The organism is Kitasatospora sp. NPDC059648 (assembly GCF_042734825.1).
Taxonomy (GTDB): domain Bacteria; phylum Actinomycetota; class Actinomycetes; order Streptomycetales; family Streptomycetaceae; genus Kitasatospora.
This window is the reverse complement of the sequence record NZ_JBHWDU010000075.1, coordinates 25876-42024: the sequence shown is the minus strand read 5'-3', so window position 1 is coordinate 42024 and position 16149 is coordinate 25876. Positions and strand designations below refer to the sequence as shown.

13 protein-coding genes and 1 pseudogene are annotated in these 16149 nt (G+C 70.7%); 5 read left to right on the top strand and 9 right to left on the bottom strand.

The window, feature by feature from the left end; translation table 11 throughout:
- Positions 1-631: 631 nt before the first annotated feature.
- Complete coding sequence (locus ACFV1W_RS31465) at positions 632-1366, bottom strand: alpha/beta fold hydrolase (RefSeq protein ID WP_380420653.1); 735 nt, start codon at positions 1364-1366, stop codon at positions 632-634.
- 80 nt (positions 1367-1446) lie between these two features.
- On the opposite strand from ACFV1W_RS31465, the gene ACFV1W_RS31460 reads away from it, so the two are divergent.
- Positions 1447-2418, top strand: coding sequence for a helix-turn-helix transcriptional regulator (locus ACFV1W_RS31460; protein ID WP_380420652.1), 972 nt, complete (start codon positions 1447-1449; stop codon positions 2416-2418).
- 427 nt (positions 2419-2845) lie between these two features.
- Positions 2846-3694 (top strand): inositol monophosphatase family protein, encoded by an 849-nt coding sequence (locus ACFV1W_RS31455; RefSeq protein ID WP_380420651.1) that lies wholly within the window; start codon positions 2846-2848, stop codon positions 3692-3694.
- Between the two features lie 247 nt (positions 3695-3941).
- Here the strand turns inward: ACFV1W_RS31455 and ACFV1W_RS31450 are convergent, their stop codons facing one another.
- The 6 genes from ACFV1W_RS31450 to ACFV1W_RS31425 all read right to left on the bottom strand — a co-directional run bounded on the left by ACFV1W_RS31450 (position 3942) and on the right by ACFV1W_RS31425 (position 7870).
- Complete coding sequence (locus tag ACFV1W_RS31450; RefSeq protein ID WP_380420650.1) at positions 3942-4262, bottom strand: hypothetical protein; 321 nt, start codon at positions 4260-4262, stop codon at positions 3942-3944.
- A 269-nt stretch (positions 4263-4531) separates the two neighbouring features.
- Positions 4532-4948, bottom strand: a complete 417-nt coding sequence (locus tag ACFV1W_RS31445) for a hypothetical protein (RefSeq protein ID WP_380420649.1) — start codon at positions 4946-4948, stop codon at positions 4532-4534.
- A 112-nt stretch (positions 4949-5060) separates the two neighbouring features.
- Positions 5061-6053 (bottom strand): hypothetical protein, encoded by a 993-nt coding sequence (locus ACFV1W_RS31440; RefSeq protein WP_380420648.1) that lies wholly within the window; start codon positions 6051-6053, stop codon positions 5061-5063.
- Positions 6054-6236: 183 nt separating this feature from the next.
- Positions 6237-6473, bottom strand: coding sequence for a helicase associated domain-containing protein (locus ACFV1W_RS31435; protein ID WP_380420647.1), 237 nt, complete (start codon positions 6471-6473; stop codon positions 6237-6239).
- Between the two features lie 331 nt (positions 6474-6804).
- A complete protein-coding gene (locus tag ACFV1W_RS31430) occupies positions 6805-7341 on the bottom strand; it encodes a hypothetical protein (RefSeq protein WP_380420646.1) in 537 nt (178 codons plus the stop codon).
- Positions 7342-7420: 79 nt separating this feature from the next.
- The gene (locus ACFV1W_RS31425; RefSeq protein ID WP_380420645.1) at positions 7421-7870 is read right to left on the bottom strand and encodes a hypothetical protein; all 450 of its coding nucleotides are present in this window, start codon (positions 7868-7870) and stop codon (positions 7421-7423) included.
- A 489-nt stretch (positions 7871-8359) separates the two neighbouring features.
- Here ACFV1W_RS31425 and ACFV1W_RS31420 point away from each other — a divergent pair, with 489 nt between their 5' ends.
- Positions 8360-8755 carry a hypothetical protein gene (locus ACFV1W_RS31420; RefSeq protein ID WP_380420644.1) on the top strand — a complete coding sequence of 132 codons (396 nt, stop codon included), beginning with the start codon at positions 8360-8362 and terminating at the stop codon, positions 8753-8755.
- A 134-nt stretch (positions 8756-8889) separates the two neighbouring features.
- Positions 8890-13209 (top strand): AAA family ATPase, encoded by a 4320-nt coding sequence (locus ACFV1W_RS31415; protein ID WP_380420643.1) that lies wholly within the window; start codon positions 8890-8892, stop codon positions 13207-13209.
- A gap of 111 nt (positions 13210-13320) precedes the next feature.
- Here the strand turns inward: ACFV1W_RS31415 and ACFV1W_RS31410 are convergent.
- Positions 13321-14417 (bottom strand): annotated as a pseudogene (locus ACFV1W_RS31410) (integrase core domain-containing protein).
- 303 nt (positions 14418-14720) lie between these two features.
- Between ACFV1W_RS31410 and ACFV1W_RS31405 the strand changes: the two are divergent.
- Complete coding sequence (locus ACFV1W_RS31405; protein ID WP_380420642.1) at positions 14721-15026, top strand: hypothetical protein; 306 nt, start codon at positions 14721-14723, stop codon at positions 15024-15026.
- Positions 15027-15274: 248 nt separating this feature from the next.
- Here ACFV1W_RS31405 and ACFV1W_RS31400 read toward each other — a convergent pair whose 3' ends face one another.
- Entirely contained in the window at positions 15275-16147 is an 873-nt protein-coding gene (locus tag ACFV1W_RS31400; RefSeq protein WP_380420641.1) for an SDR family oxidoreductase, read from the bottom strand.
- Positions 16148-16149: the final 2 nt, after the last annotated feature.

The window sequence follows — 16149 nt, the reverse complement described above, 5'->3', positions numbered from 1 at the left end:
GCACCAACACGACGGTCCGAGCATGCCTACCGAGCGACGGCCACACACCTCACCTGCGAAAACGTGACCCTACCTTCGGTTTGGGAATCGCTTCTCAGGTGACACGCCCGCGAAGGTCTTTGATACCCAGCGTTCCCAGGTAACGGCCACGCCGGGCGCGACACGGGAATCCACGGGACCACGCCTTGCGGTACAGCGGCGCGGTGGCCCCGGGCGTACCCGCCGCTCCCAGTCGCGGCGGGCGCAGCTGTGCGGGCTGTACGAGCCGGGCAGCAGTGCGAGCAGGGCATCCACCACGCACCTCCAATGGAGACGCTCATCCGGCTCAACGACCGAATACGGCCGAAGCAGGAGAACGGCGGGTGTCGGCGACAGCCTGACCGAACAGCCACGCGCTGGGCGCGCAGGCCGCCGGGGGCGTGGCTGGGCCATGCGGGCGTGGCCCCGGGGCCTGCAACACGCTGCGGTCACGCGGCTGTGGTGTCCTGGGCCTGGATGGCGAAGATCCGGCTGACGACCGCTGCGGCAGAGGCTCCCGAACCCCGCCGGCCAAGGCCTGCCCGCGGGCCCGCAGTTCACGAACGCACTCGTCGTCGGGCACTGTCATCGTGTCTCGTTGGGTCGGTCTCGGTCAGGAGACGGCCGTGTGGAGAATGTCGGCGAGCTCGGCGGGCACCGACAGCATCGGCCAATGCCCGGTAGGCAGGTCGAAGCGACGCCATGGCGCGTGGTTGAGGAAGGCCAGCATAGGCACCCCACTGTCCAGCAGGCCCTGGAAGTCGCGGCAGGAGATCAGGACACGGTCCACGCCGGGGCCAAATTCGGCCGGGCCGGCGAGGCGCTGGGTGTAGGTGCCGAACGGTTGAGGGGTGGCACGCGCGCTCAGCACGTTCCGCCGGTCCTCATCGAGGCCGTCGAGGCTGCTGGACAGGCCCAGGGCCTCGAACTGCGGCATCGGCAGCCGCCAGCCGTCGCCGTGGGCCGAGACCTGCTGGCTCAGCTGGTCCGCGGCCTTCGGTGGCATGAGGTCCAGCATGCGCATGCCCGCGGCGAACGGGGCGCTGTCCACGTAGACCACGCGCTCAAGCCGGTCGCCGAGGCCCCCGGCTGCCCCGGTGATCGGGGCGGCCGCGTAGCTGTGGGCGACCAGGGTGACCTCGCGCAGATCGTTCTTCTCGACGAATTCGGTGATGTCCGCGATGTGCGTGTCCAGGTCCGTCTCGGGGCCGCCATCCTCCGCGCGCTCGGCCAGGCCGGTCAGTGTCAGCGGCAGCGCCGTGTGGCCGTGCTCGCGCAGGAAGCGGGCGGTGTCCTCCCAGGCCCACGCGCCGAGCCAGGCGCCGGGAACGAGTACGAAGGTGGCCATGTGATCTCCCTGAAGTGAGGTGCTGCGGGGAGCGTAGAGTCGATACAGGACAGAATCAGCCCTGAAATATCGAGTGATCCATGTCGCATCCCCTGACCCGCGTGCTGACCTTGCTGGAACTGCTCCAGTCGAACGCCGGGCTCACCGGGACCGAGCTGGCCGACCGGCTGGACACCGATGTCCGCACGGTCCGCCGGTACATCGCTCACCTGCGCGACCTGGGCATCCCCGTGGAGGCCGAGCGCGGCCGTTACGGGGGCTACCGACTGGCGCGCGGCTACCGGATGCCGCCCCTGGTACTCACCAACGACGAGGCCCTCGCCGTCGTCCTCGGACTCCTCGCCGCCGAGCGGCTCGGGATGGGCACGACCGCGCTGGCCGGCGCGGGCGCCCGGGCCAAGATCGAGAGAGTGCTTCCGAACGCCCTGCGAGAGCCGCTCACCGCCATGCGGGAAACCCTGTTCTTCACCGCGAACCCCGTGAGCGCCCAGGCACCCGGGAGCGGAGTCCTGCTGGCACTGGCCCAGGCCTCCCGCGCCACAACGACTGTCGGCATCACGTACCAGTCTTGGCGACAGGACCTGACCGAGCGCGACATCGACCCCTACGGCGTGGTCTTCCACACCGGTCGCTGGTATCTCATCGGCCACGACCATCTCCGCGACGACCTGCGGACCTTCCGCATCGACCGCATCACCTCCGTCCACCCCCGCCGGCAGACCTTCACCACACCCGACGACTTCGACCCCGTCGCCCACCTGACCTCAACCCTCGCTCAAGGGCCCTACCGCTGGCAGGTCGAGGTAACGATCCACGGCCCCCTCGACGAGATCGCCCGCAGGCTGCCGAACACCGCCGTCACGCTCACCCCCCAGCCCACTGGCGTCCTGATGCACGCCCGGGCAGAGCGCCTCGACGGCATGGCACACATGCTCGCCTCCCTTGAATGGCCCTTCACCATCCACCACCCTGACGAACTCCGACCAGCCCTCAAGGATCTGGCCGCCAAGCTCGCGGAAGCAGCCGAACGGACATCGCCGGAACTGCGATAGCAACGTCACCGAACTGCGCGAGCAAGCGGGCGACACGGCAAGCGCGGAACGATTCGCCCAGCAGGCCGCCGACGCCGGAGCCCCCTGGGCTCTGACGAGCCTGGCCGGGCTGCGCGAGCGGGCGGGCGACACGGCAGGCGCGGAACGGCTGTGGCTTCGGGCCGCCGACGGCGGAGACGCCTCTGCCTTGGAGGGCATGGCCGGGCTCTACAAGCGCGCGGGGAACACGGCAGGTGCGGAACGGCTGGAGCGGTTCGGTCTGGAGGCTGACGGTTCACCAGCCCAGCCGTGGTAGCCGCCTCCCGCCGACGAGCCTCTGTTTGTAAGCACCTCATTGGGCTCCAAGGCACGGCTTAGAAGTGGCTCCACAACGTACGAAGTTGATCTGGCCCCACCCGCGGTCAGTGAGCCGTGAAAGGCTCGACGGATGGATTACGCGTTCGATGCCCCTCCCGTCGACCGGGAGCTTCTGGACTTCGCTGTTCGCCTGGCCGGTCGCGCCGGGCAGATGTCGGCGCAAGGCTTCTTCAGCGATGACTGGCACAGCCGTCTCAAGGAGGACGGCACCGAGGTCACCGAGATCGACGTGGCAGTTGAAGAGCTGATCAGGAAGGAGCTGAGCCAGCGGGTGCCGGACGACGGAATCTTCGGAGAGGAGGGCGGTGCGACCAGCGGGTTATCAGGACGGCGATGGATCATCGATCCCATCAACGGCACGACGTACTTCACCCACCGAGTGCCGCTGTTCTCGAACGATCTCGCCTACGAGGACGAACACGGACCCGCTATCGGCGTGATCAACATGCCCCTGAGCCAGCAGATGATCGCGGCGGGTCGTGGCCTGGGCTGCTGGGTGCTGCCGGGTCCGGACCCGGACCTGCAATCGGGCCGCCGCGCCCAGGTCACGGAACGGACCCGCCTGGGCGGGGCAAGGACGCTGATGCACAACCCGGCCGGTTGGCCAGAGGAACTCCTTTGCGCTCTCCACCGCCGAGTCCTCCTGGTGCCCTCGACCGGCATGATCGCGGCCCTGGTGACGGGCCGAGCCGACGCCGGCGTCATTGCCGGTCCGCCGATGGGCTACGAGGACGTCGCTCCGATGCCGGTCATCGTCACGGAGGCGGGCGGCCGGGTGACCGACCTAGACGGCGCGTCCGTACTGGAAGGCGACATGTCGGTGCTGGTCACCAACGGCCGACTGCACGAGGAGTTCCTGCAACTGGTGACCGGCTTGCCGCACAGCCGCGACTATCGAGCTCTCGACGATGGCGAGTAGCCCGCCGACCAGCGCCGCAGCGCGGGCTGGAGAGGCTCGTGCACACGCCGGCAGGCAAGTCTGCGACGTGCCCTCAACTGCACCGCCGACCAAGAACCCTTCGAACTCGAGGCGCTTCAAAGTGAAGTCCTTGGGGGCTTCGACGGCGGCCAGGAACAGCAGGGTGTAGGTGAAGCCGTAAGGGTTGCGGGAGGCGACCTGGTACCAGGCCGCGGCGAGTAGGAGCCGTGCGAGGTCTTGTTCCTCTTCAGGAGCGGTCCAGCGGCAGGTGCCGGTTGTCCGGGTCCAGGGCGTGTACGGGCTCGGCCAGGCGCCGGAGGAGCTGTTCGCCGACGACGCCCATGCGCTCACCGGCCTGGGGGCCGCCCATGCCCCGGCTGATGTCGATTCCCAGGTTGGTGGCCAGGTCGACGGGTTCGGCGGCGGTGAAAGCCAGGCGCAGGCGCTGGTCGATCGCGGTCCCGACCGTGCCAGCCTCGGTGCCTACTCCTTCGGGTGGCACCAGGACGGGCTCGGTGGCGTACCGGGTGCGGAAGTTCTCCCGCAGCGGCGTGGGGCCCGCCGACATCTCCCGGTCCAGGAAACGGCGCAGCGGTGTGCGGGGCAGCTGAGGCCGGAGGTCAGGCTCATGCCGTCCACCGCCCGTTGGTGGTTCTGCTGCGGGCCTGGCTGGCGGGGAGCAGCGGGGAGATGGGTGTGGTCGGCGTGGTGGTGCGCGGGTGGTTCGTCATACCGGGGACGGTAGGGATGTCCTGTGACAGGTTGTAGGACGAGCGGAGCAGGCGTGTCGCCCGGCCGGGGACGTCTTCACCCGGCCAGGCGAACGGGTCTTGCGCGTCAGGCCGGGTCCTTCGGCGGGAAGTGCCGCTGAAGGATCCCGGTCCACATGGGCAGGGTGACGAAGAGGTCGGTGTCGTCGGCCTGGGCCTGGACGAGTTCCAGCAGGGCCGCGATGAACGGGTCCGCGGCGGTTCCGGGCGGGAGCGCCTCGGCGGCCTCCTGTAGCCGGCTGTGGGCGGCGGGGAAGGCTTCCTTGGCCCACGCGTCCTGTTCCCTGACCTTCGCGGCGCCGGCCTCCATGAGGATCATCTCGACCGTGTAGGCGGGGCACTGCTCGGTGTGCCAGGTCTCGCTGAGGCTCAGGTCGCGCTCGATTGCGGTGATGCGGATGTTCTCGCGGTCCGGTTCGGCGTGGCAGTCCTCGCAGTCGAGGCGCCGGAGGATGTTGGGGCGATCGGCGTGGGGGTCGGTCACAGGGCACCCGTTCCTTCCTGTGCGACGGGCGGGTTTGTGGGGACCGGCCCGGGAGCGCCATCCAACGCCCGCCGAACGGCAAGGTCAACACCTTTCACCAGGGAACGACCTGTCAGAACCGGTTGCGTCGTACGACGGGCCGCCCGGGCCGCTCCTGCTCGGGGCCGCGCAGCGCAGCGGCGGCGGTGCGGGTGCGCTCAAGCCAGCTCGTGACCTGGCGCAGTGTGGCGGGGTCGAGGGTGCGGGTGAGGTCGCGGACGGCCTGGTGGTCGTCGTCGGTGAGGGTGTGGAGGCCGGCGCGTTCGAGGGCGGTGTAGAGGGGCTGGGCTGCGGTGCCGGCGAGGCGGCGGTGGGCGACGTCGGTGGTCTGCCGGGCCTGGTAGGCGGCCTCGCGGACCCGGTCGGCCACGTCCTGGCGGTGGTGCTCGCGGCGCAGCGTGTGCTGGAGGGCGGTGTCGTGGTCGGGGTCGTAGTGTTCGGCGCGGGTGGTGGCGGTGCGGTCGTGGATGCGCTGCCATTCGGCGAGGGTGTCGGCGGCGGTGGTGTAGGCGGTTTCGTGGCCGGCGTCGGTGTGCCGGTCGGCGCAGCGTTCCTCGAACTGGGCCTGTTCCAGGGCGTGCTGGATGTTCTCCAGGGTCATTCCGGCCGCCTGGCGGCGGACCTGGTGGGGGACGTCGCCGAGCAGCGGCTGCTCCTGGTCGTCGGGCTGGTCTTCGTCTTGGGTGTGGTCGGGGTGGGCGGGGTGCTGGGCGAGGGCTGCGTGCAGCGTCGCGCCGGCCTGCCAAGCCTCTTCGTGCACGACAGGCTCCGGCCGGCCGTCCGGGCCTTGTCCGACGACGATCCGGCCCTCCACCAGGGCCACCCAGCCGTCGAGGCCGTCGACGTCCTTCTCGGTCCAGCCGCGGGCGAGCCCGGCGCCGTGGTGCAGCGTTCGGATGCCGTCGTGCCGGGTCCAGCGCAGCCACACCGAACCGCGCACCAGCGGCGAGTCGAGAATTGCCCGGCCCAGGTCCCGGTCGGCGGGCGCGGGCCGGCTGCTGTGCGATGCCAGCTCCAGGAGCTCGGACGCGGTGGGGTTCGGGTCGGGACGGGTGATGTCGGTCATCGCGTGGGACCGCAGGGAGTCGGGGTCGGGAAACGGGGTCATCAGCCGTCGTCGGCCGCGAGGCAGGCGCCAGTCACCTCGGCCAGGTACAGGGCGAGGGGTCCGGCGTCGGTGACGACCCGGGCGACCGGCTGGTACCCAGGGCCTTGACCGGAGCTGGCCGGGACGGTGAGGTGCGACGGGTCAGCCGGTCACGGTCATGGCGTGCCGGGTGAGCGCGTCCAGGAGGGCGGACTGCTGCTCGGTCAGCTTCCCGTCGCTACGCGCCTTGTCCTGCTTGCGCAGCCACGCACCGGGCCTAAACGCCGGGTCATCGCCCAGGCCGGCGCGGTTGGCGGGGCCGTCCAGGGTGCCGCCGGCGGCGAGGTAGGCGAGCAGACGGCGGTAGGAGCGGTTCCAGTCCGGCTCCAGGCGCCACAAATCATCCAGCGCGTCCAGCTTCGCCGCCTAGTCCGCGCTGAGAGCCTCGGCCTTGCGCTGGCGGCGCATCCACGCCCCCACCGCGTAACGGGCCCCATCAGCATCCCCAGCGCCTGGGTGGTCGCGTCGCCCACTCCGGAAGGCGCTGGTGCCGTGGCTTCATAGGTTCGCCGATTTGCTTGATCAGGTGGCGAGGCAGTGTTCGCAGACCCGCCGTCTCCCCGCGCCTCGCCAACACTCGACCGGACCATTTCGGGCAAAGACTCACCGCCCTGACCTGTGGTGGGAGTCTCCGGCCAGGGTGGCAGCCCATGCCCTGAGCAGGTTTTGCCTACAGGGTCTGGCCGGGCTGAATCCAGGTCAGGTCGAGGGCAACGTCGCGCAGCGACTCTGGTGCTGCCACGGCGATGGTCTGGTCGCCGAGCTCGAGCATGGCCGCGAAGAAGCCACCCCGGATCGCGGTACGGACAGTGTGCTCCTGGCCGTCGAGGCGCAGCACCGCCTCCCCGGTTATGGCGAGGGCAAGATTCAGCAGTGTCTCGGCTGATGCGCGGGGGTCAAGTTCGCCTTCGTCGAAGTTGGAGATCGTATTGTCGAGGACATCCTCCAAGCGGGTGCGCGGTTTGACCCTGAAGTGCTCCGGCGCTGGCCGAGTGGTGCGCACGCGGACGCGGTAGGAGCGCTGGTGGGCGTACTGGACGTCGACGTCAGTCAGGTAGCCGTCGATTCCTTCGCGGCCGAGCAAGATCTTCCACCCGGGTTCCGGGCGGGCCAGGGCTGCGATGGGTCGGCCGAACTCGCGCGCCTTCTCGTCGTGGGTGGGAACGGCGCGCCTGGGCTGGTCGGCTCCCGGCGGGATGCGGAACACGCGCTGTCCTTCCTGTCGGCATGGGGCTTGCCCTGGCAGCCTGTCAGGACAAGCCCCATGCCGTTGGCGCTTGGCCGGATCAGAAGATGGCGTAGTGGACGATCACCGCGCCCGGTGCCGGGTAGCAGCTCGACCCGTCGTCGAGCGTGGCGTAGCTGGTGCTCTCGATCCAGGCCATGCCGTTGCTGGGCGACAGGCCGGGGACGTGCTTGTCGCCCTTCCAGCTCTGGCGCTCCAGCAGGCCGGAGGGGCCCCGGTGCTGGTGGCTGACGCCGCCGGAGTCGGACAGGCCGACCTCCCAGTAGTAGAAGATCGCCCGCTGGTTGGGGTTGAGGGTGAATCCGGGGGAGATGTCGACGCTGAGGTTGCCCACCGCGTTGCCGGACAGCCAGGCGGTGCCGCACTGCGGGTTGTCGTAGTCGCTGTAGTCGTCCGCGACGTCGTGGCCGGGCTTGGCGGCCGGCTTGATGCCCCACCGCGCGGCGGCAAGCTGCTGGGCAGCGGCGTCCAACACAGTTATGCGAAGCATGGATGGATGTTCGTAGGCGGCCGTTGGGGCCGCCGGGGAGGGATAACACCATGCTTCGCAAGCTCGCGACAGCGGCTCGGGATGGAGCGCGATGTCCTCAAGCGATCGGTGGTCCTGTGGGTGAAGGAGGCGACGAAGTGACGGTTGCGGGCTTCATCGCCGACCAGAGGACCGCGCACGGCGTCCCGCACACGATCGCCTGCCGGGCCCTTGGCGTGTCCGAGTCCTGGTTCTACAAGTGCCGCACAGGCCGCGGTCGTCGAGGGTCTCCGGGATGCCGAGGGCCTCCGAGAGGTGGCCATGGGGGTCGAAGTCGACCTGGCATTCAGCCCCGACGGACACACGGCGCGCCTGTGGGACGTGGCCACCGGTACAGCATCGGATCAACACCGTCGGCGTCCACGTTCATGCATTGTCATAATCAGCCCCACAGGGGCTCCTCCGCTTGTACCGTTGACGTCAAGTGACCTACCCGGCAAGGGGAGTGCCTTGGACGTAACGCTCACCGCTGCAGGCGGTCAGGAGGCGGACGAGCTGCGCTCGCTGCGCACCTGGCTCGCCGACGTCGACGAACTGCGCGGCCGGATCACCTCGGTGGAGAGTCCGCCTGCCCCGGGCACGCTCGGCCCGGTCCTCGACGCACTGGCCGTGGCGCTCGGGCCGGGCGGCGTCGCGACAGCGCTGACCACTGCGGTCTTGTCCTGGATCCGCCAGCGTCGCGGTGAGGTGACCCTCACGATCAGCCGGCCGGACGGGGCCTCGGTCGAGTTCTCGGGCAAGCGCGTCCAGGGTCTGGACGACCGCACGATCCGGGCGCTTCTGGCGGACGCGACCCGCGTACTGGAAGCGGCGGAGGACACGGGCGAGGTCGAGGGCCCGCGATGACGGATCTGTCGGGGGCGGGCGTCCGAGTGTTGCTGATCGGCACGGCAACGCACGCGGGTCCGACGCTGACTTCCGTTCCCGCGGTCTTCCGGACCCTTGAAGCCCTACGGGATCGGATGATCAGCCGGTGCGGCGTGCCCGCCGATCAGGTTCGTCTACTGGCCGACCCGGCGACCGCCCGGGACATGGCCACGGCCGTCGCCGAAGAGGCGCAGCAAGCCCAGACCACACTGCTGGTCTACTACCTCGGGCACGGCCTCATCGGCCCTGGCGACGAGCTGTACCTCGCGGCCAGCAGCACCGACCAGCTGACGCCCGGTCTGGCTGCCCATCAGGCGCTGCGACTGGCCGACTTGCGGGAGGCGCTGAGCGCCTGCAGGGCCCCCTCGGTCGTGGTGGTCCTCGACTGCTGCTTCTCCGGGCGCGCCAAGCTCGCGAACCGCTCGCCCCAGCAGTTCACGCTCCCGCCCGCCCACGGCATGTATCTGCTCGGCTCGGCCGAGCAGCTCGCCCTGGCACCCGAGGACGCGCAGTACACCGCCTTCACTGGGGCGCTGATCAAGCTGTTCGACGAGGGTGATCCGCGCGGCCCGCGGCTGCTGACCCTGGACGCGGCGTACGACTATCTGTTCCGCACCCTCCGTGCCCAGCAGGGCCCGTTGCCCCGCCGCCAGGCCGGTGACCGTTCGGGCGGGCTGGTGCTCGCCGTCAACCCGGCCCAGCCCGAGCCGGTGGGCCCGGTCGGGGAGGAGCCGTCCCCGGGCCGCTGCCCGTACCCGGGCCTGGAATCCTTCGCCGTGGACGACGCGGAGTTCTTCCACGGGCGGGAGCGGCTGGTCGCAGAGCTGGTGCGGGCCTGCGGCAAGGCGCTGGCCGGGCGGCAGCCGATGATCGTGGTCGGGCCCTCCGGCGCGGGGAAGACCTCGGTTCTGCACGCCGGGCTGGTCGCCGCCCTGGGCCGGGGCGTACCGGAGTTACCCGGCTCGGCCGGCTGGCCCAGCGTGCTGCTCACCCCCGGGGCGCAGCCATTGCACGCCCTAGCCGCTGCGCTGCACCCGGACGGTACCGCTGGAGCCGAACCCCTGCGTGCGGACCCGGGTTCGGCGGCGGCGCTGGTCCGCGGCGCACTGGCGGAACGGTCCGCCGAGCGGCTGGTGCTGGTGGTCGACCAGCTGGAGGAGTTGTTCACCGTCTGCCGGAGTCAGGCGGACCGGAGGGCCTTCCTGGCCGCGCTGGCGGCCCTCGCCGCCGACGCCCCGGCCCTGGTGGTACTGGCTCTGCGGGCCGACTTCTACGGTCAGGCTCTGGTCTTCCCGGAACTGGCGGGGGCCCTGCGTGACCACCAGGTGCAGGCCGTGGCGATGCGGCCGGAGGAATTGCGCGCGGCGATCGAGCGGCCGGCCGAGCTGGCGGGACTGACGCTCGATGAGGGCCTGGCCGACCTCCTGCTGCACGAACTGGGCGCCACCCAGCTCACCGGCCCGGAGCCGGGCACGCTGCCGATGCTCTCCCATACCCTGTGGGCCATCTGGCGGCAACGCCACGGCGCCCGGCTGACCGTGGCCGGGCTGCGGGCCACCGGCGGGATCACCCAGGCGATCGCCCACACCGCCGATGACACCTACGACCGGCTGGACGAGGCGGGCCGCAGTGCCCTCCGCCGGATGCTGCCCCGCCTGGTCCGGGTCGACGACCGGAGCGTGGACACCGCCCAACGGGTCGATCGCGCCGGCCTGGTGCACGGGCTGCCCGACCCCGCGGCGGCTGAGCGGGCCCTGCACCGGTTCGCCGAGGCCCGGCTGCTCGTCCTGGACGAGCAGACCGTCGCGCTGAGCCATGACGCCCTCCTGCGCGGCTGGCTGCGTCTGCGCGAGTGGGTGGACGCGGACCGCGACTGGCTGCGCACACGTCAGCGGCTCGCCTCCGACGCCGAGGCCTGGTGGGAGGCCGGACAGGACCCTTCGCTGCTGTATCGCGGAACCCGGCTGACGGCCGCCCGCGAGAGTGCTGCCGAGGCCGGCCGGGCGGAGGAACTCCCGCCACGGCTGGCGGAGTTCCTCGACCGCTCGAAGCAGTACGAGCAGCGCCGGGTCCGGCGCGGGAGGGCGGCGATCGCGTCCCTGGTGGTGCTGACCCTGCTGTCGGTGAGCGGCGGCGGTCTGGCACTCGCTTTCCAGCAAGAATCCCGCGCCCAGCAGCAGCACGCGGTGGCCCAGCTGGTCGCAGCCGAAGCCGTCGACCTGCGCAACAGCCAGCCCGGCTTGGCCAAGCAGCTTGCTGTGACGGCGTACCGGCTCGACCCGCAGGCAAACAAGGCCGCGCTGTTCGCCGCAGTGGGGACGGACGGCGTCTTCGACGGCCAGGACCGGGTGGCGGACCTGGCCCAGAGCGCCGACGGGCGCCGCCTGGCCATCTCGACCGGGAACTCGGTCGCGCTCTGGAGCACGGCGGGCTTCAGCGAAGGACGTATCCAGCTTCCGGGCGTCGGTCCGGTCGCCCTGAGCCCGGACGGACGGCTGGTCGCCGCGGCCGCCGGTCAGCAGGGAAAGCAGACGGTGCGGCTGTGGGACATTGGCGATCCCGCCCACCCCAAGGAACGCGCGATACCCCCGGCGGCCGACCAGCCGGGCGTCACGTCACTCGCCTTCAGCCCGGACGGACACCTGCTCGCCGCCGGTACGAACGGCGGGGCGGTCCGGCTCCTGGACCTGTCCGAGCCGGCCGCGCCGAAGCCCCTCCCGGCGCTGACCGGCCACACCGGAGTGGTCGACTCGCTCACTTTCGCCCCGTCGGGGCGCACGCTGGCCAGTGCCGGCGCCGACAAGTCGGTGCACCTCTGGGATCTCGCCGTGCCCGCCCGGCCGGTCGCTCTGCCGAAGCTGGACGGCGGCCCGCTCACCGACGATCTCCAGCACAAGCCGCTGCACCGGTTGGCGTTCAGCCCGGACGGGCACCTGCTGGCCGGACCCGGGGACGGCGACGGCAACGCGCTCCGGCTCTGGGACGTGCGGAACCAGGCCCAGCCGCACATGGCGAAGACCGCGGACCGCGCCGCCGTGCCAGACTGCCGAACGCGCCTGATATCGGCCGCGTTCAGCCCGGACGGGCACCTGCTCGCCACCGCCTGCGAGCACTCCGCGGTGCTGTGGCAGGTGAGCCACGATCCGCTCGACGTCGCCGACATCAACGCGATGGACGAGCCCATCGTCGACGAAGCCAGCAACACCGCCGGCCCCGCCCTGTTCATACCCGCGGGCAACCCGCTGTTGGCCGAGTCCGTGAAGAGCCTGCTGCTCACCGCCACCGGACGGGGGGTGCACCTGACCGATGTGACCAACCCCTTTCAGTCCGGCGCAGCGGCCAGCCTGGGCCGGGCGCCGAGCGGGTTCGTCGTGCCGGTGGCGTTCAGTTCCGGCCCGCGGCGGCTGCTCGCCTGGGAAGGAGACAGCGACGGGGCACTCTGGGATCTGAGCGGCGACTCACTGCACCACCGGCTCGCCGCCCTGCCCGGCAGCGGCCAACTGGGCGCGGGCGGCATCGCCTTCAGCTCCGACGGCCGCATCCTGGCCACCGGCGAGCTGGACCAGAACGGGAAGTCCGTGGTCCGCCTGCGCAGCACCGAGCAGCCGGACGCGGCCGTGCTGTCCACCATCGACGACCTCGACAACTCCGCCGGTGCCCTCGCCTTCGCGTCCGACGGCCGCACGCTGGCGGTGTCCGACACGAATAACGCCCTGGACGGCCGGGTCACTCCGACGGTGAAGCTGTACGATCTGGCGGACCGTACGCATCCCCGACGGATCGCCGTACTGCCGAGCAAGGTCTGGCGCCTGGCCTTCTCCCCCGACCATCGTCTGCTGGCCGGTGGCGGCGCGGACTCGCTGCAGCTCTGGGACACCACCGACCTCCGGCAGCCAGCCACCCTGCCGCCGAAGCCGCTCACCGCCGGTGCGGGCGTGTCCGAGCCGGCCTTCAGCCCGGACGGCCGCCTGCTGGCGGTGTCCGACTCCACGGGCGCGACCAGGCTGTGGGAGGTCAATGGCGACCGGCTGAGCGACGCGGAGCCGGTGGTCGTGCAAGCGCCCGGGACCGGCCCCGGGATCTCCTTCAGCCCGGACGGCCATACCCTTGCTATGACGGGCACGGGAGACAGCTTCGCCGCCGTCGGCCCGAGGGACCCGCATATCGAGCTCTGGGATATCAGCAACTGGCGGGTCCCGACGCTCCAGGCCGTGGTTGCCACGGGTCGGACGGGCGTGGTCCGGTCTTCCGAGATCTCGGTGAGTCCCGACGGGAAGCTCATCGCGACGGTCGGCGCGACCGTGGACATCTGGGGCACGGACCAGCCCGACACCCTTGAGGCCATCTGCGGGTCCGTGGGCGACACCATCACGAAAGATCAGTGGGAGCGGTACGTCCCCGGCGGTACGCCGTACCAGAAGCCCTGCCCCTGAGCCACCCGGCGGCCAGCGCCGCCAGTGGCGTGTCCGGCAACAGATGTGGGTCGAAGGGCGTTTCGGCGCCGTGTACAGGCGTGCGCCTGCCGAATATCTCATCCAGCCAGGTCAAGCGGCGTTGCGGTACTCGTGGATCACTCCGCCGAGCCGGTCATGTCGGCGTATGTCCAGGCGAGAGCTTCGTCCGGGATCAATGATCGGCTCGGGCACCACGCGTAGGGGCGCCGCCTGGTTCATGGCCTGGTGGGGCCGGTGCGCGTTGTAGTGGTACTCGAACTCGCGCTGGGCGTGGCGCAGGCGCGCTCGTTCCAGATCAGGGACCGGTCCAGGAGTTCGTGGCGGCAGGTCTGCACCCACCGCTCCATGATGGCGTTCATGCGCGGCATGCGGATGCCGGAGAGCACGACCTGGATGCCGGCGTGGCCGAGGATCTGGTCGAAGCGAGCTGGGAACTTCGCGTCCCGGTCGCGGATCAGGTAGTTGACGGCGGCCCCGGTGTCCTCGAGGTCCATGACCGGATTCCTGGCGGCCTGGCTGACCCAGTGGGCGGTGGGGTGGGCGGTGGTGCCCAGGATGCGGATGCGGCGGCAGGCGTGCTCGATGGCCGCGAGGATGTACTGGCGTTGGCCGGTCAGGGTGATGGTCTCGACGAAGTCGCACGCCAGGATGGCGTCGGCCTGGGAGCGCAGGAAGTCAGCCCAGGGGGTGGTGCGGCGGTCGGGCGCGGGGTCAATGCCTTCGGCTTTGAGGATCTCCCAGACGGTGGAGGCGGCGACCCTGATGCCCAGGGTGGCGAGTTCTCCATCCACACGCCTGTAGCCCCATGACGGGTTCTCCTGCACCAGGCGCAGGATCAGGACGCGGATCGAGCGGGCGGTGGGCGGGCGGCCCGGCCGCTTCGGCCGGCTGAGGCGGGCGTGGCGCCGCTTCATCAGGTCGCGGTGCCAGCGCAGCACGGTGTCTGGGTGGACCAGCAGTCGCAGGCGACGCAGGACCTCGCGCGGCAGCGGAACGAGGAGCGCGGCGAGCAAAGCGCGGTCTTCCGGAGCGAACTTCACCCTGTCTGCGCGGAGCTGGCGCTCAAGGACGGTGAGCTGGTGGCGCAGGGAGAGGATTTCCACATCCTTGTCCCGGTCGCTCATCGGCAGCAGCCTCAAGGCAGCGAACGCGTTGGTAACGGTCAGGTATGCCAGACGGAGGAACACGAGTGATCATCCTGCCGCAGCCCCGAGCAAGTCCTTGAGCTGCATGGATGACATTCTCGGCAGGCTCAGGGTCGAGGTCGCCGGGGGGCCAGATGAGGACGGTTCGCTCGGTGAGCAGGTTGGTGAGGTAGTCCAGGGTGGGGGCGGGGTTGATGGCGTGGGCGGGGGCGCCGGGGGCGCGGGGGCCGGTCAGGCGTACCGCGCGGTCGTAGAGGCACCGGTGCGGTCGAGCGCGGTGAGGCGGGCGGCGGCCGGCGGGCGGGGCGTTCCGGCAGCGGTGGGCTCGCCCGGGGTGTACTCGACATGGAGGACGACCAGCTGCTCGTCGGCCAGGAGACGGGCGGCGGTCTCGGTGACGTCCTGAGCGGCGGCGCGGGCCTCGGCCTGACGGGTGCGCAGCGGGTGATGTGGGCGCAGGTGTCGCACAGCCTGCCTTCCCGCAATTTCCAGGCGAACAACACGTTGCTGGCCCTGGGGGCCATCACCCAAAACCTACTACGGGCCGCTGGAGTTCGCCGGGACCTTCCACGGGACGGCCACCACCGGGATCTTGCGCGCCCCCCTGATTCGCGTCCGATCCCGAATCGCCCGCTCGGCCCGGTCGGCTGACGCTCCATTTGCCCTATCGCTGGCCCTGGCAGCACACGTTCACCCATCTCTTCGACGCCGCCCGCTACCGGCCTGATCAGCAACCCGACCACCAGTCCAACAGGGCCCGACCGGAGCAGACGTGGAAAAGCAAGGTGGTTCGTCATACCGGGGACCGTAGGGACGTCCTCTGCATAGACGGCTGCCTCGCCGAGACCGGCCGGGCAATCAGACCCACCTGAGCACCCGGCCACATCACGAGTTCAACCTCAGTAACGCAGGGCGGCCGCGAGTGCCTCAGCCAGGGTCACGGGCGGGCGGCCGATCAGGCGGCGCAAGTCGCCAGAGTCGGTGTACATCTCGCCGCGGTTCATACCGCGGTCAGCGTCAGCGAGGACCTCTGCCAGCTCGGCGGGCAGGCCCGCGGAGGCCAGTACCTGGGCGAAGTCGGCCACCGGGAGGTCAGCGTAGGTAACCTGCGTTCCGGCCGCAGCGGAGATCGCGGCCGCGAGCTCAGTCAGGGTGAAGGATTCGTCGCCGCCGAGCTCGTACACGGCGCCGGTGTGACCTTCAGCGGTGAGGACGACCGCTGCGGCCTCGGCGTAGTCGGCGCGGGACGCGGCGCTGATCCGCCCCTCGCCTGCGGCGCCGACGACCGCGCCGTTCTGCAGGATCTGCGGCAGTTGGCTGGTGTAGTTCTCCAGGTACCAGCCGTTGCGCAGCAGCACGCTGGGGATTCCGCGGTCCCGCAGATACGCCTCGGTCTCGCTGTGCGTGGCACCGATGACGGTGGTGGCCGTGTCCGCGTGCGTCGTGCTCGTGTACGCCACTAGCGACACGCCTGCGGATGCCGCGGCATCGATCACGCGGCGGTGGTTGGCGACCCGCTCGCCCACGGGGACCGAGGCCGAGATCAGCAGCAGCCTTTCCGCCCCCGCGAATGCCTCGGCCAAGCCGTCGGTGTCCGCGAAGTCGGCGCGGCGTACCGTGATGCCTCGGTCGGCCAAATCCTTGATCCCGGCGATGTCCCGGCCGGTCGCGATGATGTCCGTGGCTGGGATCCCGCGCCGCAGCAGTGCCTCGACGGTGAGCCTGCCCAGCTGGCCGGTGGCTCCGGTGACGACGATCGGCATGATGGTCATTC

Excerpts from the sequence above, each read along its gene's own strand:
- ACFV1W_RS31465 (WP_380420653.1), bottom strand. The coding sequence starts at position 1,366 with ATGGCCACCTTCGTACTCGTTCCCGGCGCCTGGCTCGGCGCGTGGGCC.
- ACFV1W_RS31460 (WP_380420652.1), top strand. The coding sequence starts at position 1,447 with ATGTCGCATCCCCTGACCCGCGTGCTGACCTTGCTGGAACTGCTCCAG.
- ACFV1W_RS31455 (WP_380420651.1), top strand. The coding sequence starts at position 2,846 with ATGGATTACGCGTTCGATGCCCCTCCCGTCGACCGGGAGCTTCTGGAC.
- ACFV1W_RS31450 (WP_380420650.1), bottom strand. The coding sequence starts at position 4,262 with ATGTCGGCGGGCCCCACGCCGCTGCGGGAGAACTTCCGCACCCGGTAC.
- ACFV1W_RS31440 (WP_380420648.1), bottom strand. The coding sequence starts at position 6,053 with ATGACCGACATCACCCGTCCCGACCCGAACCCCACCGCGTCCGAGCTC.
- ACFV1W_RS31425 (WP_380420645.1), bottom strand. The coding sequence starts at position 7,870 with ATGCTTCGCATAACTGTGTTGGACGCCGCTGCCCAGCAGCTTGCCGCC.
- ACFV1W_RS31405 (WP_380420642.1), top strand. The coding sequence starts at position 14,721 with ATGGAGGACGACCAGCTGCTCGTCGGCCAGGAGACGGGCGGCGGTCTC.
- ACFV1W_RS31400 (WP_380420641.1), bottom strand. The coding sequence starts at position 16,147 with ATGACCATCATGCCGATCGTCGTCACCGGAGCCACCGGCCAGCTGGGC.